Raw genomic sequence first — 23237 nt, 5'->3', positions numbered from 1 at the left:
CGCCCTTCGCGAACGCATCGTTCACTTAACGATCCCGCAAGGCGTCGCCGGTGAGTTCGGCCAGCCGGCGGAGCCGCGAGCCGCTGGCGTCGCCGAGCAACTCACGCATGCGCTCGCCCGCATCGGCCTGGTCGAGGGTATGGCGTTCGGCAAGCGTGGCGGCCAGCGCACGGCCGAGGCTGTCGAAGATCAGGGCATAGGCGAAGGCGTGCAGCACGCCACCACCCAGCGTTCCCAGCCCCGGAAACGCCTTGAGCGCGTTTCCGGCCACCGCAAGCACGATCGATGTGCCGGTTCGCAAGGTCATGCGGGCCTGTCGCAGGAGATTGTCGACGTCGACGTCGGTGACGTTGACGCCGTACAGGTCCGCCAGGGCCCGCACGAGGCTTGCGGCCAGGGCGCCCTGAATCACGAGGTCGGTGCCGGGTGCGACGGCGGCCATCGCGCCCACGATGGCGCGTCGCGCGTAGCGCGCGACGATACGATCGGCTTCCGCGGCTCGGTGGGCTTTTTCGTACTCACCGGTACGTTCGTGGACACTTGCGAGCACCGCGTTTTCGCGAAGCGCCTCGAGGCCCTGCGCACCCGGCGCGACAAGCCGCGCAATGGCGTCCACGAGGGCATCGACGTCAGGCTTGCGTCGGCGTGTGACGTCCTCGGTCGTGCCATCGGCGAGACGGCGGGTGAAGCGCTCCTCGCCTCCCGCACTGATCGCGACGACGGCGTCGGGAATTCCGGTCGTCTGGCTGCGCACCTGCCGCACGATGCGCTCACGGTCTTCCGGCGACCACTGGTCCGCCTTGTTGATCGCAAGCACCAGCGGCTTGCCGAAGTCGCCCAGCCAGCGCAGTTCGTCGCCCTGCGTGCGCGTGAGGTCGCCGGCGCAGACGTACACGACGGCGTGCGCACGCAACGCCTCGTCGCGTGCCATGCGTTCGCGTGCGTCGCCGTCCGCTTCGGCCGAACCGGGGACGTCCGCGAGCGTCCATTCCCCACCGCGAGGCATGGCCCCCTCGAAGTGCGTCACCTCACGTGTCGTGCCGCCGCGCACGTCGCTGTCCGGGCGCGCGTCCGGTATCAGCGCGGCGATGAGCGACGACTTGCCCGTGGATATCTCGCCGAAGACCGCGACGTAGAGTTTCTCGCTGGCGCGACGCCGGTCGAGTTCGCCGAGTTCGCTGCGAATTTCCTCAACCTCGGAGCCGGATTCACGAAGCGTCTGCAGGCGCGCTTCCAGCGATGCACGGTCCGGTGCGACCACCGGTCCACGAGGTCTGCGGGGACGCAGCCACCAGAAGCCGACCGCGATGCCGCCGCCCGCGAGGATCGCGATGGCGATGCCCAGCAGCCAACGCATGCCCTCCGGCAAACCCATGAAACGCTGGGCCAGCGCCAGTCCGCGGTCGATCGCCGCCAGCAGCAACCAGGCGAGGGCGGCGAAGCCGATGGCGGCGATGAGGAGGCGCAGGCGGCGTGACATGCGGCCATTCTACGGGCAAGCGCAGCGGTTCATGCCTACAGTCCGTCGGGACGTCAAGTCGTGCGGAGAGCTTCAGCCGCATGCCATGATCGGGTTCGAACCAGGAACCCGGCGTATGCACCACACGCTCTTCGCGAGATGGATTCTCGTGGCCACGATCCTCATGGGCGTGGCCATTCCCACATCGGCAGCCCTCACGACGGCGCCGATCCCCACCCCCCAGTTCCGCAGTTACGGCTTGCACGAGGGCTTGCCCAGCAGCAAGGTGCAGGCCGTGGTGCAGGATGCGCGCGGATTCATCTGGGTGGCCACCGCCGCCGGGTTGTCGCGGTTCGACGGCGTGGAATTCACCGTCCCGCGCATCGGGCCTCGCCGGGAACACGCGATGCCGACGGGCGGCTTGTCGGTGCTCTTCGTCGACCGTGACGACAGGATCTGGATGGGCGGAGCCGAGACGGGTCTGGGCCGCTACGATCCCGACACCGGCGTCTTCGTGCAGTGGCGCGACGGGTTGACCAGCGACGACGTCCGCGCCATCGCGCAGACGCCCGATGGCGCTATCTGGGTCGGTTCGGCGAAAGGTCTCGATCGCATGCGCGCCGACGGAAGCGCCCCGGAGCGGGTGGGCGACCTCCGGCGCGGCGCGGTCAACGCATTGCATGTCGCCGACGACGGGCGCCTGTGGATTGGCGCAGATACCGGCCTGTTCGTGGCGGACAGCGACGGCAGGGTGTCGCCACGCGCGTTCACGGACGGCAGCCCGGTGCGCGTGCAGGGTATCGGGGGCGGCCCGGCGGAACTGCGGATCGCCACCGATCGCGGCCTGTTTCGTCTGACCGCCGACGCGCGTCCCGTGCGCGAACGCCGTGTCGCCGCAGGCAGGGTGTTCGGCACCCTGGCCGACAGTCACGGCATTCTCTGGATCGCGTCGGCGCAGGGTCTCTCGATGCTCGACCGTTTCGACCGGATGCATGACGTGGCTGGTTCCTGGACCGCCGCAGGCGGTCTCCCTGGCCGTACCGTGCGCGGCATGCTGGAGGATCGGGAGCACGGCCTCTGGTTCGCGCTGAGCGATGGCGGACTGGCGTATCTGGGTCCTTCGTGGGACGACTTCACCCGTTTTTCCCATGTCGCCACCGACCCGCACACCTTCCCCGGCCGCACGGTGACCGCGGTCGCGGCGCGCGAAGGGGGAGGCCTGTGGGTGGGCGGCTTGCGTGGGTGGATCCGTGGGTTCGATCCGGCGACCGGGCACACTTCGCCCGGCTTTGAACTCGGTGCGCCGCGCATCCAGTCGCTGCTCGCGCTGCCGGGGCAGCGGCTGCTGATCGGTACCGTGGACGGTCTCACCGTCGGCCGCGGACGAACCGCCCAGCCCGTTCTGCGCAGCACGATCGACCGCCCGGTCACGACCATGGCTTCCGGGCCGGGCGGTGACGTCTTCGTCGCCGCACTGGATGCCGGCCTGTTCCGGGTCGATGCCGACCTCGGCCATGCAGCGCGCGTTCGCTTCGCCGAGACGCCGAGGGGCTGGGCCGATACGCGCCAGATCGAAATGGTCGACGGCGATCTCTGGCAGGCGAGCCTGGCCGGCCTGGCCAGGCAGGACCGCGCGACGGGAGAGATGCGTTTCATCGAAGGCGTCGCGCGCGGGAGGATCAACGCGTTCGAACCGGACGGCGACGGCTTCTGGGTGGTCCGGCCCGACGCGCTCGAGCGGTTCCACTGGCAGGGCGCGAGCGCCGTACGCGACAGACACATCGGTGGCGCCGAAGGCTTCCCCTCCACCGAGATCCTCAACCTGCGTCGTGACCGTGGCGGACGGCTCTGGTTGTACGGTCAGACAGGCGTGTGGCGTTTCGACCCCGAGCATGGCCGCTTCCGCTCGTTCGGCATGGCCGACGGCCTTGCCAGCGGGGAGTTCACTCACGCCACCACGGTGCTGCTCGACGACGGCAGCATGTATGGCGGGACGCTCGCCGGCCTCGTCGGGTTTCGTCCCGACGCGCAGCGCGATCACGTCCGCCGCCCGACCATCACCGTGCTGGGCGCGACGGTGTCGCGTCATGGTCGACGTGAAGTCCTGCCCATCGAAAACGGCACGCTGAACCTGGCGTGGGACGATCGCGAGCCGCGTCTCTCCGCGCGCGTCCTCTCGTTCGTCCACCCGGATCGCAACCACGTCAGGTTCGAGGTTCGCCGCGACGATGACGCCTCGCCCGTTCGGGTGGCCAGCGACGGGGAGCGCGTTTTCGAGGGCTTGCCGGCAGGCAGGTATGCCATGTCGATCACGGGCGCCGGCCGTGACGAACTCAGCCCGGCGCTCCCCGCCGCCTTTGTCGTGGTGATGGAAGCGCCGCCATGGCAGCGCTGGTGGGCTTGGGTCGGATACGCGCTGCTCGCGACGGCCGCGGTCGTCGCGGTGCTGCGCGGGACCCGGAGGCGTGTGCGTCAGGCGATGCGCATGCGGCTTGCCGAACATCAGCGACGCATGGCCGAGGAGGCGAGCGCGGCGAAGACGGAATTCATGGCGACCCTGGGTCATGAAATACGCACTCCCATGACCGGCGTGCTCGGCATGGCCGAGCTGCTGGCGCGTACGCCGCTCGATGACGCGCAGCGCGGCTATGTCGATGCGGTGCGGCGCTCGGGCGACACGTTGTTGCGTCTGGTCAACGATGCGCTCGACATCGCCCGCATCGAATCGCGGCGACTGGTGCTCGAGTCGGACTGCGTGTCCATGCGATCGGTCGCGGACGAGGTGGTGGCCCTCGCCGCGACGAGAGCGCGTGAGAAAGGACTCGCACTGACCGTCAGTGTGGACGCCGCCGTGCCCGCGACGCTGCGCGGCGACGCGGTCCGCCTGCGTCAGGTACTGCAGAATCTGGTGAACAACGCGGTGAAGTTCACGGAGGCGGGCGGGGTATCCGTCGCGCTGTCCGCATGCGCCGGCTCGCTCATCATGACGGTGTCCGACACCGGGCCGGGCATGTCGGCTGAACTTCGCGCCCGGCTCTATTCCCGGTTCGAGCAGGGTGCCTCCCCGCGGCGCGCGGAAGGATCGGGACTCGGCCTCGCCATCTGCCAGGAGCTGGTCGCGCTGATGGATGGATCGATCAAGGTGGCGAGCGAACCGGGCTGCGGCACCCGTTTCACGGTGAGCCTGCCGATGCAGCCGTGCGCCTGTGCGGGTCACACCTGCATGCCCGCGCCTTCGTCGGTTGGCACGCCGGGCGGATGGCGCGTGCTGCTCGTCGAGGACGACCCCGTGGTTTCGGAAGTGATCGCGAACCTGCTCCGGGCGCGCGGCCATGTGGTCGCCGCGGTGAGCGATGGCCTCGCCGCGATGAGCGAATTGTCGGCCGGCCGCTACGACGTCCTTCTGCTCGATCTCGACCTCCCGCTGGTCGATGGCTTTCAGATCGCCCGGATGGTCCGCCGCATCGAGGCGATGGCGAGCCTGCCGATCGTCGCCGTGACGGCACGTTCGGCGGGGGACGAGGTCAGCGCGATACGCGAGGCGGGCATGGATGCGCTGCTACGCAAACCCATGAGTGGCGATGAGATGGACGTTGTGCTCGAGCGCGTGTGCAGGACGCCGCTCGCCGCGGCGTCCTGAGGCATCGTGCGCTAGCCGAATCGTCTGAAATAGGCGAGGGCGCCTGCGACCAGCAGCGTCGTCGGTAACAGGTTGGCCAGCAGTGGCGGCATGCCGTAGACGGTGCCGAAGTTGACCATCGCACCCTGCAGGAAGTACCAGCCGATCGCGAGGATGATGCCGATGAAGAGGCGCTTGCCGAGGCCACCGGAACGCAGCGAGCCGAAGGCGAACGGCATGGCGCACAACACCAGCACCAGCGTGTTGAGGGCGAACAGCGCGCGACCCCAGAACGCGACGGCGTACACGCCCGAGTTCTGGCCGTTGTTGTCGAGGTAGCGGATGTTGCGCCGCAGATCGGCCATGGACAGGTACTCGGGGTGGATCACCGACTGCTCCAGCACATGCGGATTCAGGCGCGAGGCCCAGGTCTGCGTGTCCTGGTTGGTCGAGTGCGTACCCTGGTCGTCGAGCGTCGTCGTGCGGACCTTGCTCATGATCCACTTGTTGCCGTCATGCGTGGCGCTGTCGCCATGCGAGAAGACCGACAGCTGCCCGTCCGGCGTGAAGCTGTAGACGCGCACGTCGACGAGTTTCACGGTGGTGCGGTCACCGTCCTGCACGGCGATAGCCGACTTGGCGTTGATGATCCTGCCGCCGTCGCGCGCCCACAGGCCGCTGCTGGTCGAGCCGAGATTGCTCGAGCGCATGCGTACCTGGATGGCCTGCGCATGCTGGTCGCCGTAGGGGGCGGCGGTTTCGCCCATCACCACGACGGCGAGAGTCAGCACGGCGATGACGCCCGCCGCCGATCCCGCGATACGCAGCTTGGACATGCCGGCCGCGCGGAGGGCGGTCAGCTCGCCGGTGGCGGCCAGTCCGCCCAGGCCGAGCAGGCCGCCGATCAGTGCGGCGTTGCTGAACATCTGATACAGCCGGCGCGGCAGCGTCAGCATGATGTAGGCGATGGCGTCGTACAGCGAGAAGCCGTTCTTGCCGATGTTGCCCAGCTGGCGCACGAACTGCAGCAGCGAATCGAAACCCGCCAGTACCAGCCAGACCAGCAGCAGCGTGCCGAGCACGCTCATGGCGATCAGGCGGTCGGCGCGCTTGACGGTGAGGGTGGCCATTACGCGGCTCCCTTAACGCGACGCGGCGTGTTCTGCTTCCAGAAGTACCAGGCGGCCACACCGAATACGACCACGTGCAGGATCCACACGGGCACGGAAGTGTGCAGGTGGCCCTTGATGATCTGGGCGCGGGCGATCAGCTGCCAGATGACGTAAAGGAAGTAGGTGAGCACGGCGATCAGCAGGCGGCCGTAGCGGGCGTCGCGCGGGGCCTGCTTCGACATCGGCAGCACCATCATCATCAGGACGAGGGTGCTGACCGGCGCGGCGAAGCGGGAGACGATCTCGCCGAGGGCGTCCGGCGTGCCGGCCTTGATCAGCTGCGACATGGTGGATTCGTGAGCGGGATCGGTGTCCTCGTCGTCGTCGACGATGGACGACAGCGAGGCGTCGTTACGCTCGTATTTCATGCGGCGCCAGTTGTCGGCCGCCAGCGGCACCTCGAACTGCCAGCCGTCGTACAGGGCGAGGAAACGGTTCTGGCCGTCGCTCTCCTGGTACATGCGGCCGCTCTTGGCGCTGACCACACGGACCTGCGGGTTGCCGTCGCTGTCGGTGCGGTCGGTGGCCAGGAAGGTCTTGCCCAGTACCGTGCCGTCACGGCTCAGGGTGTCGACGAAGATGATGCCGCCCTTGCCGGGCAGTTCGGTGAAGCGGCCGGCGTCGAGGCCGGCGGCGATCACGGACTTGTTCGCCGCCGCGATGACCTGGTCGGCGGTGCGTGCCGACAGCGGCCCCAGCCAGAGCGAGACCAGGCCGACCACGATGGTGGCGACGACCGCCAGCAGGGTGACCGGGCGCAGCATGCCGCGCGGACCCATGCCGGACGAGGCCAGGACGTGCATCTCGCTCTCGCGGTACATGCGCCCCAGGGCTATCAGGGTGCCCAGGAAGGCGGACATCGGCAGCAGCGTGGAGAGCAGGTCCACCATCTGCAGGCCGAGCACCTCGAACATGACGGAGGGCTGGATGCTGCCGTTGGCGACCTTCTGCAGGACGTTGGCAAAGGCGCCGCCGGAGAAGATGACGAGCAGGACCACGGCCGTCGCAATGACACCGTAGGCAAGTTCGCGCAGGAAATAGCGGTCGAGGATGCTGAGCATTTGGTAGAATTGGCGGTTCGTGCCGCGTCAGTCCTGGCCGGCAAACCACAAGTCTAGCCTGTCCGGGCCCCGGCGGGCTTTTGCAGGACCATCAGATATGTCAGTTCAGTTCAGCCTCGGTTCCAGCGCTCCCGAATCGACCGCCACCCCGGTCGCGGTCGTCGGTGTCTACGAGAACGGTGTCCTGACCAGCGCCGCGGCGCGGATCGACACCGCCGGTCAGGGCGCCATCAAACGCCTGGTCGAGGCTGGCGACATCACCGGCAAGGTCGGCAACCTCGTCACGCTGCTGCACCCGGCCGGTGTCGCCGCCGCCCGCGTGCTGGTGGTGGGCCTGGGCGCCCAGAAGACGTTCGACGCCGCCCGCTACCAGCGCGTCACCCTGGAAGCCGCCCGCGCCGTCGGTCGCCTGCCGGTCACCGAGGCCACCAGCTGGCTGCCCGAAATCGACGTGCCGGGTCGCGACGCCGCCTGGCGCGTCCGTGTCGCCGCCCTGGCCACCGACCATGCCGCCTACCGCTATACCGCCACCGTCAAGCCGCGCGACAAGGCGCTGCCGGAGCTCGGCACGGTGAACCTGGTCGGTCCGGCCGATGGCGAGAACGGCCTGGCCGAAGCCCGCGCGATCGCCGAAGGCGTTCGCTACGCCAAGGAGCTGGCCAACCTGCCGCCCAACATCTGCAACCCGGTCTACATCGCGGATCAGGCCAGGGCGTTCGCCGAGGCTCATGAAGGCGTCACCTTCGAGGCCCTCGACCGGGCCGATATGGAACGCGAAGGCTTCGGCTCGCTGCTGGCCGTTGCCCGCGGCTCGGCCAATCAGCCGCGCCTGATCATCCTGCAGTGGAACGGCGGCAAGGACGGCGACAAGCCGTACGCCTTCGTCGGCAAGGGCATCACCTTCGACACCGGTGGCATCAGCCTCAAGCCGGGTCCGGGCATGGAAGAAATGAAGTTCGACATGGGCGGCGCCGCCGGCGTGCTCGGCGCCTTCGTCGCCGCCGTGAAGCTCAAGCTCGCGGTCAACCTCGTCTGCGTCGTCCCGGCCGTCGAAAACATGCCGGACGGTGACAGCTATCGCCCGGGCGACGTGCTGACCAGCCTCGCCGGCATCACCATCGAAGTGCTCAACACGGATGCCGAGGGTCGCCTGATCCTCTGCGACGCGCTGACCTACACCGGCAAGCGCTTCGACCCGCACACCATGATCGATGCCGCCACCCTCACCGGCGCCTGCGTCGTCGCGCTGGGCAAGCACGCCAGCGGTCTGATGACCAAGGACGAGTCGCTCTCGGCCGAGCTGCTCGCCGCGGGTGAGTCCACCCTCGACCGCGCCTGGCGCCTGCCGCTCTGGGACGATTACCAGAGCCAGCTCGAGTCGGGCTTCGCCGACGTGGCGAACATCGGCGGCAAGTACGCCGGCGCGATCACGGCGGGCTGCTTCCTGGCGCGCTTCACCGAAGGCCGTCGCTGGGCGCACCTCGACATCGCCGGCACCGCGTGGGACGAAGGCCGCAAGGGCATGGCCACCGGCCGTCCCGTGCCGCTGCTGACCCAGTGGCTGCTCGACCGCGTCGCGTCGGCCGGCTGATCCCGCCACGATGCCGCGCGCCGACTTCTACCTGATCGACAAGCCGCGCTTCCGCGAGGATCCCCTGCTGCTGGTCTGCGAACTCGCCAAGCGCGCGTTCGGCGCCCAGCAGCCGACCCTGATCCTCACGCGGGACTTCGAACAGGCTGAGGCGATCGACGAATACCTCTGGGCTTTCGACGAGGATGCCTTCATCCCCCATCAGCTCGCGGGGGATGACGACGACGCCAACACGGCGGTGCTGATTGTGCCGCCGGGCGTCGAGGCCGCGGACCGGCCGATGGTGATCAACCTGCGCGATGTCTGCGCCCCGGGGCACTTCGACCGCGTGCTGGAAGTCGTGGCGGCGGATCCCGCCGAGCGCGAGGGGTCGCGGGCACGGTGGTCGGAATACAAGAAAGCCGGGTTTGAAGTGAACAAACACGACATGTAAAAAAACAAACCCGCCGGATGGCGGGTTTTTTTTTCGGTGACGTCTCATGTAGGAGCGCGCCCTGCGCGCGAAAAGCCTACAAGGCGGTAATGGGGTGCCCCCTCATCGGGGTACCGCTTCATCGCTTCGTTGGCTTTTCGCGCGCAGGGCGCGCTCCTACCCAGCTGGGCGCTACGCGCCCAGCTTCTTCGCCTGCTCGCGCATCGCATCCGCCTGGCGCGTCCAGTCAGCAATGCGCTGGCGCTCCTGCTCGACCACTTCAGCCGGTGCGTTGGCGACGAAGTTGGCGTTGCTCAGCTTGCCTTCGCATTTGCGCACTTCACCCTGGATGCGGGCGATTTCCTTCGCGAGGCGTGCCTTCTCGGCGCCGACGTCGATCAGCCCCTCCAGCGGAATCAACGCACGCATGCCACCGATCACGGCGGCAGCGGCGGCAGGCTCTTCGCCTTCGACCCACACCGGCGTTTCGACGCGACCGAGGAACGCGATCTGCGCGGCGAACTTGGCCGCACGTGCACGATCGGCCGCGTCGCCGTCGGCGAACAGCAGCGGAATGACTTTGCCCGGCGCGATGTTCATCTCGGCGCGGATACGACGCACGCCGGTCAGCACGTCCTTGACCCATTCGATCTCGGCGGTCGCGGCGTCGTCGCCTTCGACGTCCGCGGCTTCCGGGTAGGGGCGCAGCATGATCGTTTCGCCGTCGATGCCAAGCAGCGGGCGCACGTTCTGCCAGATCTCTTCGGTGACGAAGGGAATCAGCGGATGCAGCGCACGCAGCAGCGTCTCCAGAACGTGCACCAGGGTGTAGCGGGTGGATGCGATGGCGGCTTCGTCGTTGCCGTTCAATGCGGGCTTGGACAACTCGAGGAACCAGTCGCAGAACTCGTTCCAGGTGAACTCGTACAGCGCCTGCGAAGCGAGGTCGAAGCGATAGGCCGCGAGCTGTTCCTTGACCGTGCCCAGCGTGTCGCGCAGGCGGGTGAGGATCCAGCGTTCGGCTTCGGTCGTGGGCTTGACCGGTGCGATGCGCGCTTCTTCGCCGAGGTTCATCAGCACGAAGCGCGACGCGTTCCAGAGCTTGTTGACGAAGGCCTTGTAGCCGCCGGCACGCTCCAGGTCGAACTTGATGTCGCGACCGTGCGTCGCCAGCGAGGCGAAGGTGAAGCGCAGCGCATCCGCACCGAACGCGGGAATGCCGTCGCCGAATTCCTTGCGCGTCGACTTCTCGATCTTCTCCGCCATCTTCGGCTGCATCAGGCCGCGCGTGCGCTTGGCCAGCAGGTCGTCGAGGCTGATGCCGTCGATGATGTCGAGCGGATCGAGTACGTTGCCCTTGGACTTGGACATCTTCTGGCCGTCCTTGTCGCGGATCAGGCCCGTGACGTAGACGTCCTTGAACGGGACTTCGCCCGTGAAGTGGTCGGTCAGCATGATCATGCGGGCAACCCAGAAGAAGATGATGTCGAAGCCGGTGACCAGCACGCTCGACGGCAGGTAACGGTCGAAACCGAGTTCGGCCTGGCGCTCCGGGTTCGGCCAGCCCAACGTGGAGTGGCTCCAGAGGCCGGACGAGAACCAGGTTTCCAGCACGTCGTCGTCGCGGCGCAGTGCACCCTCGTAGCCCTGCGAAACCGCCTTGGCGGAGGCTTCAGCCTCGTCGCGCGCGACGATCACGCTGCCGTTGTCGGTGTACCAGGCCGGGATGCGATGGCCCCAGGTCAGCTGGCGGCTGATGCACCAGTCCTGGATGTTGCCAAGCCAGTGGCGGTACGTGCTGATCCAGTTCTCGGGCACGAACTTCACGTGTCCGTGCTCGACCAGTTCGAGGCCGCGCGCCGCCAGCGTGTCCATCTTCACGAACCACTGCCACGTGAGATACGGCTCGATGACCTGGCCGCTGCGATCGCCGCGCGGCACCTGCAGCTTGTGCTTCTTCGTCTCGACCAGCAGCTCGGCCGCTTCGAGATCGGCGAGCACCGCCTTGCGCGCGACATAGCGGTCCAGTCCGCGATACTTCTCCGGCGCGGCGTCGTTGATCTTCGCCTCGTCGGTGAGGATGTTGATCATCGGCAGGTTGTGGCGCAGCCCGATGGCATAGTCGTTGAAGTCGTGCGCCGGGGTGATCTTCACGCAACCTGTGCCGAAGTCCTTCTCGACGTAGTCGTCGGCGATGATCGGAATCTGCCGGTCGGACAGCGGCAGGCTGAGCATCTTGCCGATGAGATGCGCGTAGCGCTCGTCTTCCGGATGCACGGCCACGGCCACGTCGCCCAGCATCGTCTCCGGACGTGTGGTGGCGACGATCAGTTCACCCGAGTCGTCGGCCAGCGGGTAGCGGATCGACCACATCGAACCGTCTTCTTCCTCGCTGACCACTTCGAGGTCGGAAATCGCGGTCTTCAGCACCGGATCCCAGTTGACCAGCTTCTGCCCACGGTAGATCAGACCTTCTTCCGACAGGCGGACGAAGGTCTCGATCACGGCCTCGGACATGCCCTCGTCCATGGTGAAACGCTCGCGCGACCAGTCGCCCGAGACGCCCAGTCGGCGCATCTGACGGCCGATGATGTCGCCCGATTCCGCCTTCCACTCCCAGATGCGGGCGATGAACGACTCGCGGTCGAAATCCGCGCGCTGCTTGCCTTCGGCATTGAGCTGGCGGGTGACCACCATCTCGGTGGCGATGCCCGCATGGTCGGTACCCAGCTGCCACAGCGTGTCGAAGCCACGCATGCGGTGGTAGCGCACCAGCGTGTCCATGATGGTGTGCTGGAAGGCATGGCCCATGTGCAGGGTGCCCGTGACGTTGGGCGGCGGCAGCATGATCGTGTACGGCGTGCCCTTGCCCGACGGCTTGAAATAGCCGTTGGCCTCCCACTGGGCGTACCACTTCGACTCGATCTGGCTGGGCTCGAAACTCTTGTCCATGCGTGGGCTCTCGGATCGCGCCGTGAAGGGGCGCTCTTTGGAAGACGAAAAGACGGCCATTGTAGGCGATACTTGCCGGATGACTGAACCTGAAGTGGCCGCGATCCTCGGCGCCGAAGGGCCTTTCGCCCGTGAAGTACCGGGATTCGCCCCGCGCGAGGCCCAGCAGCGCATGGCGGAGGCCGTGGCCGAAGCCATCGCCGAGCGCGACATCCTGATCGCCGAGGCCGGCACCGGCACCGGCAAAACGTTCGCCTACCTCGTTCCCGCCTTGATGTCGGGGCGCAAGGTGATCGTTTCCACCGGCACCAAGGCGCTGCAGGACCAGCTGTTCTTCCGTGACCTGCCGCGCGTGCACGCTGTGCTGGGCAGCCGGGCCAGAACCAGCCTGCTGAAAGGCCGGGCCAACTATCTGTGCCTGTACCGGCTGGACCAGTCCGTCCGCGAGGGCAACCCGGACCGGCAGCTGGCCTCCCAGCTCTCGGCGATCCGTGCCTGGTCGGCCCGCACCCGCCGTGGCGATCGTATGGAGATGGTCGATATCCCGGAAGATTCGCCGGTCTGGCCGCGGGTCACCTCCACGCCGGAAAACTGCCTTGGCGCGGAGTGTGCGTTCTTCGATGACTGCCATGTGGTGAAAGCCCGCCGCGATGCGATGGAAGCCGACATCGTGGTGGTCAACCATCACCTGCTCATGGCCGATCTGGCGCTGAAGCAGGAAGGCTTCGGTGAAATCCTGCCCGGTGCCGACGCCTTCATTCTCGACGAGGCGCACCAAATCCCCGAATTGGCCGGCCAGTTCTTCTCGCAAAGCGTCAGCGCACGGCAGATGACCGACCTGGCCCACGACGCGCTGGCCGAAGCGCAGGGGGTCACCGGCGCGACCAGTCAGCTGCTGGAACCGGTCGAAGTGGTGCAGGACCTGGTCAGGAGGCTGCGCCTTGCCATGGACTCGCTGCCGCCGAAGGGGCCTTTCGGCGCCCTGGATCGCGACAGCACCGTCCACGATCTACTGACCGAATTGCGCGATGTCATGGCCGCGCTTTCCGATCTGCTCGGTTCGCTGGGGGAGCGCTCGCGCGGCCTGGCCAATGCCTTCGAACGCGCGCAGATGCTCAGCCTGCGGCTCGACCGCATCGCGGAGGAACACTCGGCCAGCGACGTGCGCTGGTACGAAACCTTCCCGCGCGGCTTCGCGTTGCACGCGACGCCGCTGGACCTCGCTTCGCCGCTGCGCGCCATGCGCATGGCGACGGATGCCGCGTGGATCCACACCTCGGCGACGCTGTCGATCGCGGGCGACTTCGGTCATTTCGCCCGCCAGCTGGGTATCGAGGATCCGCAGACGCTGCACGTCGAGAGTCCCTTCGATTACAAGCGCCAGGCGCTGGCCTATCTGCCGAAGGATCTGCCGGATCCCTCCGCGCGCGACTTCACCGACAAGGTGATCGCGGCGATCCGTCCCGTGCTGGACGCGTCGGACGGCCGCGCGTTCCTGTTGTTCACCTCGCACCGCGCCCTGCGGCGCGCCGCCGAGTTGCTGGAAGGGCGCGTGCCCTGGCCGCTGTTCGTGCAGGGCAGCGCGCCGCGCCATCGCCTGCTGGAAGAATTCCGCGCCAGCGGTCGTGGCGTACTGCTCGGCGCGGCAAGCTTCTGGGAAGGCGTGGACGTGGCCGGCGAAGCATTGAGCGTCGTGGTCATCGACAAGCTGCCGTTCGCGATGCCGGACGATCCCGTCCTGCAGGCTCGACTCGAGGCGCTCGAGGAAGCGGGCATCAATCCGTTCATGGGCTGGCAGGTGCCGACGGCGGTGATCGCGCTGAAGCAGGGCGCGGGGCGGTTGATCCGCGACGTGAACGATCGTGGCGTCCTGGTGCTTTGCGATCCGCGCCTCAGCACGAAGGGCTACGGCCGACTTTTCCTCGCCAGCTTGCCGCCGATGCCGCGTACGCGTGAGCTGTCGGATGTGACGGCATTTTTCGCTCAGGGCGAATTGGCCGGTTGAGCCTGGCCGGGCTCGGCTTGCGCCATCGCGTTTGGCTTTGTCGCGGCGTGTTGTGTCGCGTTGGAGAGTCGGCGGGGGTGACCCTCGCGGCCACGCCTGCGGCGACCCCTCAAGGAAAGGCGGCTACCGCCGCCGTATACCAATGGCCTTCGGCCGGGTCGGGCTTCGCCTGGGGGTTTTCGAGTCGGCTGTCCCTGCCTCCCCGAAAACGGCCGGTCATCCATGACCGGCCCCCTGCGGGCCTCTTCCAGTCGAAGCCCTCGCCTGCGGCTACCGGCCGCGAGGGTCACCCCCGCCGTCTCTTTGGTGTACCGAGGTGGGTTGGTGGTCGAGCGGTGTGTGGCTTCTTCGCTTCGTTGGCTTTTCGCGCGCAGGGCGCGCTCCTACAGGCCGCCATGTATGCCCCCATTGCGGTCGCCGTGCGGTAGGAGCGAACCCTGTTCGCGAACCCTCAGCCCCACTAGGGCGAACGAGGCCATCCGAAACAGGCAGGCGAGCGGTCCCAGCCAACGACGCGACACCACACGCCGCGGCAAAACAAAGGCGATGGCGCAAGCCGAGCCCGCAACGACCAGCCTCAACACCCCGCGCAGCATTTCGCCAGAACTCGCCCCGTCGAAGCCACACGCCAGACGGTGGGTCACCCCACGCGGAGCCCACCATCGCCCTCACTATCGACGAGGGAGACCCCCGATGTTCCGCTGGACGCAGACGATTACCGCCAAGGTGCTTGGCATCGGGCTACTGGCCCTGCTCATGTTGATCCCACTGACCCAGGCCGACGGCCTCGTTCGCGAGCGGCAGTCGATGCGCGACACCGCGTCGGCACGCGTCGCCGATGGATGGGGCGGTGAGCAGACTATCGGCGGCCTCGTGCTCGCCGTCCCCACGCGCAGCGAAACCCACGATGCGGACGGCAAGCTGGTCGCCAGCCATGACGGCACCGAAATCGTACTGGCGGACGATCAGAGCACCGTCGCCGACCTCAGCGTCGAAAAGCGCCGGTTCGGCATGTACGAAGTACCTGTGTACACCGGCGACGTCACGTTGCGCGGTCGTATCCTGCCCGAAGACATCCGTCGTTTCGCCGCGGACAGCGGTTCGACCTGGTTTCCCGGCAAAGCGGAGCTGCGTCTGCTGATCGCCGATACGCGCGGCCTGCAGCACATTACCTCGGTCACCGTCGACGGCAAGCCCGTGCGCCTGGCGTCGTCGACGGCACGCATGGGGCCATATACGGTGTTGTCCACACCCGTCGCCGTCGACCCGGCCCGCGACACGCCGCTGGACTATGTGATGACCCTGCGCATTGCGGGCACCGAATCGTTTTCCGCGTTGCCGCTGGCCCGCAACAACAGCGTGCGGGTCCGTTCGCCGTGGCCCGATCCGAGCTTTACCGGCGCCCTGCTACCGGGAACGCGCAGCGTCACCGCCAATGGCTTCGACGCGTCGTGGCAGGTGCTGGATCTCAATCGCGCCTACGGGCAGCACTGGAGTGCCGACGACAAGGATGTCGCGGGGCGGCTCGAGTCGTCGGCGTTCGGCGTGAAGCTTTACCAGCCTGGCGGGGTATACCAGCAGAACGACCGTGCCGGTAAATACGGTCTGCTGTTCATCGCGCTGACCTTCGTCGCCTTCTTCCTGTTCGAAGTACTCAAGGGCCTGCGCCTGCATCCCGTGCAGTACCTGCTGGTGGGCGCCGCCATGACGAGCTTTTACGTCCTGCTGCTGGCTCTTTCCGAGCAGATCGGCTTCGGGCCGGCCTACGCGGTGGCGGCGGGCGCGGTGGTGTCGATCGTGGGCGGTTACGCCGTGGCGGCGCTGCGCGCCCGACGGGCCGGGTTCACCCTCGGCGGCGTCCTCGCGCTGGTTTACGCCATACTGTACGGCCTGATCGGCGCCGAGCAGTACGCGCTGCTGATCGGCGCGGTCGTGCTCGTGGCGGTGGTCGGGCTGCTGATGTACCTGACCCGCCGGATCGACTGGTACGCCCAGGGAACACCGTTCAACTCCACGCCGGATACGCCATGAACTTCCTCGCCATCGAAACCTCCACGGAAGCCTGCTCGGTCGCCCTCGTCCACGGCGACGAGGTGATCGAGCGCAGCGAGATCGCGCCGCGCAGGCACGCGGAACTCGTTCTGCCGATGGCCGACGAGCTGCTCGCCGAAGCGGGCCTGAAGCGCGAGGCGCTCGATGGCATCGCCGTCGGCCGTGGCCCCGGTGCGTTCACCGGGGTGCGCCTGGGCGTATCGCTGGCACAGGGCATGGCGATGGCGCTGGATGTTCCGGTCGTCACCGTGTCGTCGTTGCAGGCGCTCGCACTGGAAGCGCCGGAAGACGATGCGGCCATTCTGTCTGTCATCGACGCGCGCATGGGCGAAATTTATGTCGCGGCGTGGCGTCGCGAGAACGATGGCAGCGTGAGCCTGATGGATCGTGAGCGTGTGGACACGGCGGCCGCGCTGGTGTTGCCTGACGCATCCGCATGGCACGTCGTCGGTACGGGCTGGGCGACATACGAAGCCGTGCTGCGCGAGCGGATCAAGGCACCGATCCGCTCGGCGGACGGTGCGTTGTTCCCGCAGGCGCGGCATGTTGCGGAAGTCGCGGCGCGCATGTTCCGTGACGGTCAGGCCGTCGCGCCGGAGCTGGCCCTGCCGGTCTATCTGCGGGACAAGGTGGCGCTGACCCTGGTGGAGCAGGGGCGGGCCTGAGGCTCGCCGGATCGTCAGCGCGAAACGATCACCGCCTCGATCACCGCACACACGTGCTCGAAGCACGCGTCGTCCAGCCACAGACTGTTGGTGATCGTCAGCGTGCGCGCGGCGAAATCGCGGGCGTTCGGTACATCGTCGCCGCCCGGCATGGCCTCGAGGTATTCGTAGTCGGGCAGGGCGTGGACGAACATGCGCGCCACGCCATGCCGTGATGACCACAGGCGTTTCAGCACCGCGTCGCGCATGGCTTCGTCGGGCAAACGAAGCATCAGATAGGGCCACGTTCCGCCCTCGTCGGTGAAGACGTGGACGCCGGGAATCGATGCCAGCGCGGGCACACGTGCGGCGGCCTGCGCGCGCGTGGCCTCGATAAACCCGGACAAACGTCCGAACGCGCGCGCGCCCACCGCGCGCCTCCATCGCCCCACGCGGTGCAACGGAAAGTCAGCGCTGAAATCCTCGCCCGCCGCACCGATCAGGTCGCCGCGCCGCAGCGCGCGCCGCAACGAATTGCCGTAGGCGAAGCCAAGTCCCGACGGTCGGTACAACGCAGCGTAGCCCGCGAGTTCGAGCGAGCGACGGATTTCCCACCCCGGATGCCAGCGCACCACGCGGTGCGAGGCGCGGCGAAAGCGCTCGCGCCAGACGTCGTCCTGGGCCACCAGCAGACCGCCCTCGAAGATCGACAGGCCCTTGCCTGCCGCGAGACTGTAGAAACCGATGTCGCCAAGGGTTCCTGCAAAGCGACCGTCGATGCGCGCACCGAGTGCCTGCGCCGCGTCTTCGATGGTCAGCGCGCCAGCGGAGTGCGCGATGGCATTCGCGCTGGCGACATCGGCGGTTCGTCCGCCCAGATGAGTCGGTACGACCGCCAGTGTCTGCGGACCGCAGGCGTCTTCGAGTCGTTGCGGATCCATGTCGAAGCTGCCAGGCAGCAGATCCACCAGTCGCGGCAGGAGTCCGGCGCGGCGGATGGCCAGCGGCACCAGCGGGCAGGTAAAAGCGGGGATGGCGACTTCGCGCCGCGAGCGGGCGTATTCGGAAAGCGCCGTCAGTGCGACGGTCAGCGCGGCGGTGCCGGAACACTCCAGCTGCGTTTCTTCCACACCGAGCCACGACGCGGTGAGCGCGGTGAGCGGCGCGCGGACATCGCCACCCAGGTCGGCGATGCCCAGCGGCAGGCCGGCCGTGGGCGGCGATTCGGGCTCAGGCCGGAACCACATCGCTCACCGTCTCATCGCCGCGTTCGGCGAAGGCGAGGCAGACGATGCCGGCGACGATCGCGGCGGCACCGAGGATCTGGGTGAGCGTCACCGGCTCGGCGAAGACCCACCAGGAGAGGAGCATCACGCTCACCACTTCGAGATGGGAGGCGGCGAAGGCGGGACCGATGGGTGCGTGCTTGAGCAGGCTCATCCAGGTGAGGAAGGCGCCGATGTAACCGACGATGGCGCCGTAGATCCATGGATGCGAAAACACGCGCGCCAGCCACGCCGTGCTCATTTCCACCGGCAGCGCATGCGTGCCGGCGATCTTGAAACAGACGAGGTTGAGCGTGTCGAACGCGAGCAGCAGACCGAAGCCGATGAGGTAGAAACGCTTCACGAGCCGGCTCCCACGATGGCGACGCCCGCGGCGACGAGCAGGATGCCGGTGACGCGCAGCGGGCTGAGGCGTTCCCTGAACAGGAAACGCCCGGCGATCATGATCGCCACGATATTGATCGAGCCGAGCAGCACGCCTTCGGACAGCGGCACCAGCGACAGGAAGGCGATCCAGACCAGAAACTCGGCGACATAACAGCCGATGCCGGTCCAGATCCAGGGCCGCGCCAGCATGTACTTCCAGCGGGCGAGACCATCGCCTGCACGCTCGTCGCCGGCGGCGGCTTTGAACGCAAGCTGGCCGCCCGTGTCGAGCACGACATTGGCGATCCACAGCGCGAGCACCAGCCCGTGCATCGATCAGGCCGCCATGCGTGTGGGGCGCGCGTCGCGGGCGATGCGGCCGAAGAAGTCGGCCGTCCGCTCGATCAGCATGCGGCGTTCGCGGTCGATCGTGATCATGTGGTAGCTGTCGCCCAGCAGCAGCATTTCGATCGGGCCGCGTACGCGGCGCGCGACCATGTCCGCATTGGCGACGCTGGCCACATCGTCGTCGGTGGCGTGCGCGACGAAGCATGGCGCGACGACATCGGGCAGGCGACGGCGCACGTCGCGCGCCAGCTTCACCATTTCGGCCAGCGCGTGCCACGGGTTGCCAGGCAGGCCGGCAGCGGCGCTGTCCCCGGAGAACATCGCCTGGCTGATCTGCGCGCGGAGCCGCTCGTCGCGGATGCCGAAAGGCGGCTGCTCGATGAAGCTGCGATGACGGCCGATGCCGAGACGCTTGAACAGCGGCAGCAGGAACGACAGCTTGCCGGTCCAGCCGATGGACCAGCCGTCATAACGGAAGGTGGCACCGAACACGCCGACGCCGTCGACCCAGCCGGGCTGCACGGCCGCCAGACGCAGCGCGAGTACGGCACCCATGGACAGCCCGGCGACGAACAGGCGGTCGACCCGGCCGCGAAGCTCCTCGGCGGCGGCTTCGACGCTGGCGTACCAGTCCTCCCACGAGGTGGCGACCAGGTCTTCTTCCGTGCCGCAGTGACCGGCGAGGCGAACACCGACGACCGTGAAGCCGGCGCGGTTGAGTCCCTTGCCGACCATGCGCATCTCGGCCGGCGTACCGGTGAGGCCGTGGATCAGCAGGACGCCGTCGCGACCGCCTTCGAACTGGAATTCCGTCGGGTGGCTCACGCCGGACCTCACTGACTGGTTTCTGATGGAGGCATGGTGCCGCCGCGTGGTTTCAGCCGGCTTTCTGGTCTGGCTGAAGGGGGAAACGCAGCTCCACACGAAGGCCGCCGGCCGTCGCATGCAGGAAGATGACCCGTGCCGCATGCCGTTCGGCGATGCTTTCGACGATGGCCAGGCCGAGACCGGTGCCGTCCTCGTCCACCCCGGGCACGCGAAAGAACCGCTCGCCCAGCTGGGTGAGGAAGACGTCCTCCACGCCGGGACCATCGTCCTCCACGGCCAGTACGGCATCGCCGCCATCGCAGGCGACCGAGACGGTGACGCTGTGACCGCGCCCGGCGTAGTGGAAAGCGTTGTCGATCAGGTTGTCGATGACCTCCTGGACCTGCAGCGCGTCGCCTCGCACGAGGCAGGGCGTCTCCAGTCCTTCGTAGCCCAGATCCATGCCCAGTGCCAGAGCCTGGTGTACGCGCATGGCGACCGCCTCGGGCACGACGGTCGACAGATCGATCACCGCCATCCCGTCGTGATCCGGAAGATCGGGCGACTGCGTACGGGTCAGCGCCAGCAGCTGCGCCGAGGTGCGGGCGGCGCGCGCGGCGAGGCGGTGCACGTGGCGCAGGGCTTCCTCGCGCTGGGTGGGGTCGACGATGCCCTCGTAGCGCTCGACGTGGAGCTGGATGCCAGCCAGTGGCGTCCGCAACTGGTGCGCGGCATCCGCGATGAAGCGCTCCTGCAGACCCAGCATGTTGCGCATGCGTGCGAAGAGGTCGTCGATGGTGCGGGTCAGCGGCAGGATCTCCACCGGCACGTCTTCCTCGCCGATGGGTCCCAGATCGTGGCCGCGGCGACTCAGTCTCGCCGTCAGCGGCTCGAGCACGCCCAGACCGTGGCTCACGCCGAACCAGACCAGCGACAGCACGGCGACGATCAGCAGCGCTTCGATCGGCAGGGTGAGCAGCAGGATCTCGCGGGCCCGGGCATGCCGGTCGCGCAGGTTCTCGGCCACCGTGATGGTCAGCACGTCGCCGTCTTCGTGGTGATTGGGCACGCGCATGATCGCGCCGCGCAGCGGGCGATGGCCCAGCGAGGTGTCGTAAAGCAAGGGTGGCGAGTCCGTAGCGACGGGCTCGCCTGGCCCGGCGAGCTCGGCGTTGCCGATCATGCGCCCGTGCCGGTCGCTGACCACCGTGTAGTAATTGCGACCGTCAGGGTCGTATTCGAGCAGGAAGCGGGCCTGTGCCGTGAGTTCGCCGCGCAGTGCATCGTTGCCGATCATCTCAGACAGCGTCAGCGCCGAGTCGGAGAGATCGGAATCGTGTACGCGGTTGGAATAGGCCAACGCGGCGAAGTAGACGACCACGGCGTCCAGCAGCAGCACGCCGAGCACCGGGACGAGCAGGAAGGTCAGCAGGCGCCGACGCAGGCTCGGTCGGGCGGAGCGCTGCGCCGCGTGGCGCCGTTCAGGCATCCGCGGCTTCTTCGAGCAGGTAGCCCAGTCCGCGGATGGTGCGGACGTTGGTGCCCGAACCCTGCAACTTGCGGCGCAGGCGGTGCAAGGCGATGTCCAGGCCGTTGTCGGTCAGGTCCTCGTCCCAGTTGCACAGGGCTTCCACCAGCTGCGCGCGGCTGGTCACCTTGTCCGCACGTGAGGCGAGGGCTTCGATCAGGCCGAACTCGCGCGCCGTGAGGTCAAGCGGCGTGTCGTCGATCCAGGCGCGATGGCCGGGGATGTCCAGACGCAGACGACCGATGCGGAATTCCGGCGCACCCTGACTGGTCCGGCGACGGAGCAGGGCGCGGACGCGGGCGTCGAACTCGGCCAGTGCGAACGGTTTCACGAGGTAATCGTCGGCGCCCAGGTCGAGCACGCGCACGCGCTCTTTCAGGCCCTCGCGTGCGGTCACCACGAGCACGGGAAGACTGGCGCCACGCTTGCGGGCACGCGCCAGCACGTCACTGCCGTCGAGCAGCGGCAGGCCGAGGTCGAGTACCAGCAGGTCATAGTCGTGGTCGCGCAACGCGTGGTCGGCGCTGGCACCGTCGGTTACGTGGTCTACAGCGTGGCCACCCTGTTCGAGGGAGGCACGCACGGCCGCGGCGATGGCGGCGTCGTCTTCGGCTAGGAGGATGCGCATGGTGGACAAGGATACGCTCCGGAGTGGTTCGGGCGCATGTTGTCGCGGCAGGCTTTCGGATCGCTTTCCTGGCTCAATTGCGAACGATTCGCATTGTGGTTTACCATCCCGGGCTGCTATCGGCGTTTCAGGGGCGATCCACCACATGCGCGATACCGTCGACCGGCAAAGCCGCGCGTTCTGGCTCAAGCACCTGCATCGCTGGCACTGGATCAGCTCCGCGATCTCGCTGGTCGTGCTCCTGCTCTTTTCGGTCACCGGGATCACGCTCAACCATGCCGGCGCGATCGAAGCATCGCCCCGGGTGGTGCGACACACGGCGACCTTGCCGCCCGGACTGATGGCGAAACTGGTCGACCCCGGTCGCAGGTCGGCACCGGTGGCGCCCGCGGTGGCCGCCTTTGTCGAATCGAAGACGGGCGTGCGCATCGACGGTCGCGACGGCGACTGGAGCGAGGACGAAGTCGAGGTCGCGCTGCCGCGTCCCGGTGGCGACGGCTGGGTGAGCATCGACCGGGAGACCGGCGAGGTGCAGTCCGAAACCACCGATCGCGGCTGGCTGGCGTATGCCAACGACCTGCACAAGGGCCGCAACACCGGGCCGGTCTGGAGCTGGCTCATCGATATTTTCGCGCTGGCCTGTGTCGTCTTCGCGCTGACCGGCCTGCTCCTGCTCAAGTTGCATGCGGGTCAGCGCCGCATGACCTGGCCGATGGTCGCCCTTGGCTTCGTCCTTCCCGTGGTCATCGCTCTCCTTTTCATTCACTGACGGAATTTCGTATGCGTCGCTTATTGCCGTTCGCCTTCTGCCTCACCGTCGCCGCGCCGGCCTTCGCCGCCGACATGAACCTGACGGTGGAGATCCCTGAGCTCAAGGTCGCCGAATACCACCGGCCTTATGTCGCCGTGTGGATCGAGCGCGAGGACCACACGGTCGCCGCCAATCTCGCCGTCTGGTACGACGTCAGGAAGAAGGACGGCGAAGGCACCAAGTGGCTGAAGGACATGCGCCAGTGGTGGCGCCGTACCGGCCGCGATCAGACCATGCCGATCGACGGCGTATCCGGTGCGACGCGCCCGGCGGGCCAGCACCAGCTGCGCTTCACCGACGGCAAGCCGCCGCTGGGCACGCTCGCCCCGGGACACTACGAAATCGTCGTGGAAGCCGCGCGCGAAGTCGGCGGTCACGAAACCCAGCGCATCGCATTCGACTGGCCCGCGAAGGCCAGCACGCATCTGTCCGCGAAGGGCAGCGCCGAACTCGGTCAGATCAACCTCGACCTCAACCCGTAACGGAGTTACCCGAT

At 67.6% G+C, this 23237-nt stretch carries 18 protein-coding genes; 8 read left to right on the top strand and 10 right to left on the bottom strand.

Features of this window, described 5'->3' with window-relative positions:
• Nucleotides 1-25 precede the first annotated feature (25 nt).
• The gene (locus BLT40_RS07475; RefSeq protein WP_090353799.1) at nt 26-1480 is read right to left on the bottom strand and encodes a GTPase; all 1455 of its coding nucleotides are present in this window, start codon (nt 1478-1480) and stop codon (nt 26-28) included.
• Between the two features lie 115 nt (nt 1481-1595).
• Here BLT40_RS07475 and BLT40_RS07470 point away from each other — a divergent pair, with 115 nt between their 5' ends.
• Entirely contained in the window at nt 1596-5099 is a 3504-nt protein-coding gene (locus tag BLT40_RS07470; RefSeq protein WP_176809126.1) for a hybrid sensor histidine kinase/response regulator, read from the top strand.
• A gap of 11 nt (nt 5100-5110) precedes the next feature.
• Here BLT40_RS07470 and lptG read toward each other — a convergent pair whose 3' ends face one another.
• Both lptG and lptF read right to left on the bottom strand, forming a co-directional pair.
• Entirely contained in the window at nt 5111-6208 is a 1098-nt protein-coding gene (lptG, locus tag BLT40_RS07465) for an LPS export ABC transporter permease LptG (protein ID WP_036110964.1), read from the bottom strand.
• Nucleotides 6208-7311, bottom strand: coding sequence for an LPS export ABC transporter permease LptF (gene lptF, locus BLT40_RS07460; RefSeq protein WP_036110966.1), 1104 nt, complete (start codon nt 7309-7311; stop codon nt 6208-6210). Before lptF ends, lptG begins: the two co-directional genes overlap by 1 nt.
• Nucleotides 7312-7408: 97 nt before the next feature.
• On the opposite strand from lptF, the gene BLT40_RS07455 reads away from it, so the two are divergent.
• Both BLT40_RS07455 and BLT40_RS07450 read left to right on the top strand, forming a co-directional pair.
• Complete coding sequence (locus tag BLT40_RS07455) at nt 7409-8902, top strand: leucyl aminopeptidase (RefSeq protein ID WP_079522884.1); 1494 nt, start codon at nt 7409-7411, stop codon at nt 8900-8902.
• Nucleotides 8903-8912: 10 nt separating this feature from the next.
• The gene (locus tag BLT40_RS07450; RefSeq protein ID WP_036110972.1) at nt 8913-9335 is read left to right on the top strand and encodes a DNA polymerase III subunit chi; all 423 of its coding nucleotides are present in this window, start codon (nt 8913-8915) and stop codon (nt 9333-9335) included.
• Between the two features lie 171 nt (nt 9336-9506).
• Here the strand turns inward: BLT40_RS07450 and BLT40_RS07445 are convergent, their stop codons facing one another.
• Entirely contained in the window at nt 9507-12266 is a 2760-nt protein-coding gene (locus tag BLT40_RS07445) for a valine--tRNA ligase (RefSeq protein ID WP_090352561.1), read from the bottom strand.
• A gap of 79 nt (nt 12267-12345) precedes the next feature.
• Between BLT40_RS07445 and BLT40_RS07440 the strand changes: the two genes are divergently transcribed.
• The 3 genes from BLT40_RS07440 to tsaB all read left to right on the top strand — a co-directional run bounded on the left by BLT40_RS07440 (nt 12346) and on the right by tsaB (nt 16988).
• Nucleotides 12346-14271, top strand: a complete 1926-nt coding sequence (locus BLT40_RS07440; RefSeq protein ID WP_079522887.1) for an ATP-dependent DNA helicase — start codon at nt 12346-12348, stop codon at nt 14269-14271.
• Between the two features lie 693 nt (nt 14272-14964).
• Nucleotides 14965-16302, top strand: coding sequence for a cell envelope integrity protein CreD (gene creD, locus BLT40_RS07435; RefSeq protein ID WP_090352560.1), 1338 nt, complete (start codon nt 14965-14967; stop codon nt 16300-16302).
• Nucleotides 16299-16988: a tRNA (adenosine(37)-N6)-threonylcarbamoyltransferase complex dimerization subunit type 1 TsaB gene (gene tsaB, locus BLT40_RS07430; protein ID WP_036110982.1), complete on the top strand. Its 690-nt coding sequence runs from the start codon at nt 16299-16301 to the stop codon at nt 16986-16988. Before creD ends, tsaB begins: the two co-directional genes overlap by 4 nt.
• A gap of 14 nt (nt 16989-17002) precedes the next feature.
• On the opposite strand, the gene BLT40_RS07425 is transcribed toward tsaB, so the two are convergent.
• Genes BLT40_RS07425 through BLT40_RS07400 form a run of 6 tightly spaced genes read right to left on the bottom strand, consistent with a single transcriptional unit; the run spans nt 17003 to nt 21930 of the window.
• Nucleotides 17003-18214: a DegT/DnrJ/EryC1/StrS family aminotransferase gene (locus BLT40_RS07425; RefSeq protein ID WP_090352559.1), complete on the bottom strand. Its 1212-nt coding sequence runs from the start codon at nt 18212-18214 to the stop codon at nt 17003-17005.
• On the bottom strand, nt 18198-18596 hold the full coding sequence (locus tag BLT40_RS07420) for a DMT family transporter (RefSeq protein WP_036110988.1): 399 nt from the start codon (nt 18594-18596) through the stop codon (nt 18198-18200). Before BLT40_RS07420 ends, BLT40_RS07425 begins: the two co-directional genes overlap by 17 nt.
• Nucleotides 18593-18952, bottom strand: a complete 360-nt coding sequence (locus BLT40_RS07415) for an EamA family transporter (RefSeq protein ID WP_043695425.1) — start codon at nt 18950-18952, stop codon at nt 18593-18595. Before BLT40_RS07415 ends, BLT40_RS07420 begins: the two co-directional genes overlap by 4 nt.
• A gap of 3 nt (nt 18953-18955) precedes the next feature.
• Nucleotides 18956-19792 (bottom strand): alpha/beta hydrolase, encoded by an 837-nt coding sequence (locus tag BLT40_RS07410; RefSeq protein WP_254857347.1) that lies wholly within the window; start codon nt 19790-19792, stop codon nt 18956-18958.
• A 52-nt stretch (nt 19793-19844) separates the two neighbouring features.
• Nucleotides 19845-21263, bottom strand: coding sequence for a sensor histidine kinase (locus tag BLT40_RS07405; protein ID WP_090352558.1), 1419 nt, complete (start codon nt 21261-21263; stop codon nt 19845-19847).
• Complete coding sequence (locus BLT40_RS07400) at nt 21256-21930, bottom strand: response regulator (RefSeq protein ID WP_036110998.1); 675 nt, start codon at nt 21928-21930, stop codon at nt 21256-21258. The genes BLT40_RS07405 and BLT40_RS07400 overlap by 8 nt, the downstream gene beginning before the upstream one ends.
• 145 nt (nt 21931-22075) lie before the next feature.
• Here BLT40_RS07400 and BLT40_RS07395 point away from each other — a divergent pair, with 145 nt between their 5' ends.
• Together BLT40_RS07395 and BLT40_RS07390 are read left to right on the top strand one after the other, a co-directional pair.
• Nucleotides 22076-22699 (top strand): PepSY-associated TM helix domain-containing protein, encoded by a 624-nt coding sequence (locus BLT40_RS07395; RefSeq protein WP_343123895.1) that lies wholly within the window; start codon nt 22076-22078, stop codon nt 22697-22699.
• 11 nt (nt 22700-22710) lie between these two features.
• Complete coding sequence (locus tag BLT40_RS07390) at nt 22711-23223, top strand: DUF2271 domain-containing protein (RefSeq protein ID WP_043695422.1); 513 nt, start codon at nt 22711-22713, stop codon at nt 23221-23223.
• Nucleotides 23224-23237 lie beyond the last annotated feature (14 nt).

The organism is Dyella sp. 333MFSha (genome assembly GCF_900102405.1).
GTDB classification, from domain to species: domain Bacteria; phylum Pseudomonadota; class Gammaproteobacteria; order Xanthomonadales; family Rhodanobacteraceae; genus Luteibacter; species Luteibacter mycovicinus.
Note: the sequence above shows the minus strand (reverse complement) of the source record. Positions and strands in the feature narration are given on the sequence as shown.

Excerpts from the sequence above, each read along its gene's own strand:
- BLT40_RS07475 (WP_090353799.1), bottom strand. The coding sequence starts at position 1,480 with ATGTCACGCCGCCTGCGCCTCCTCATCGCCGCCATCGGCTTCGCCGCC.
- BLT40_RS07470 (WP_176809126.1), top strand. The coding sequence starts at position 1,596 with ATGCACCACACGCTCTTCGCGAGATGGATTCTCGTGGCCACGATCCTC.
- lptG (WP_036110964.1), bottom strand. The coding sequence starts at position 6,208 with ATGGCCACCCTCACCGTCAAGCGCGCCGACCGCCTGATCGCCATGAGC.
- lptF (WP_036110966.1), bottom strand. The coding sequence starts at position 7,311 with ATGCTCAGCATCCTCGACCGCTATTTCCTGCGCGAACTTGCCTACGGT.
- BLT40_RS07455 (WP_079522884.1), top strand. The coding sequence starts at position 7,409 with ATGTCAGTTCAGTTCAGCCTCGGTTCCAGCGCTCCCGAATCGACCGCC.
- BLT40_RS07450 (WP_036110972.1), top strand. The coding sequence starts at position 8,913 with ATGCCGCGCGCCGACTTCTACCTGATCGACAAGCCGCGCTTCCGCGAG.
- BLT40_RS07445 (WP_090352561.1), bottom strand. The coding sequence starts at position 12,266 with ATGGACAAGAGTTTCGAGCCCAGCCAGATCGAGTCGAAGTGGTACGCC.
- BLT40_RS07440 (WP_079522887.1), top strand. The coding sequence starts at position 12,346 with ATGACTGAACCTGAAGTGGCCGCGATCCTCGGCGCCGAAGGGCCTTTC.
- creD (WP_090352560.1), top strand. The coding sequence starts at position 14,965 with ATGTTCCGCTGGACGCAGACGATTACCGCCAAGGTGCTTGGCATCGGG.
- tsaB (WP_036110982.1), top strand. The coding sequence starts at position 16,299 with ATGAACTTCCTCGCCATCGAAACCTCCACGGAAGCCTGCTCGGTCGCC.
- BLT40_RS07425 (WP_090352559.1), bottom strand. The coding sequence starts at position 18,214 with ATGTGGTTCCGGCCTGAGCCCGAATCGCCGCCCACGGCCGGCCTGCCG.
- BLT40_RS07415 (WP_043695425.1), bottom strand. The coding sequence starts at position 18,952 with ATGCACGGGCTGGTGCTCGCGCTGTGGATCGCCAATGTCGTGCTCGAC.
- BLT40_RS07405 (WP_090352558.1), bottom strand. The coding sequence starts at position 21,263 with ATGCCTGAACGGCGCCACGCGGCGCAGCGCTCCGCCCGACCGAGCCTG.
- BLT40_RS07400 (WP_036110998.1), bottom strand. The coding sequence starts at position 21,930 with ATGCGCATCCTCCTAGCCGAAGACGACGCCGCCATCGCCGCGGCCGTG.
- BLT40_RS07395 (WP_343123895.1), top strand. The coding sequence starts at position 22,076 with ATGCGCGATACCGTCGACCGGCAAAGCCGCGCGTTCTGGCTCAAGCAC.
- BLT40_RS07390 (WP_043695422.1), top strand. The coding sequence starts at position 22,711 with ATGCGTCGCTTATTGCCGTTCGCCTTCTGCCTCACCGTCGCCGCGCCG.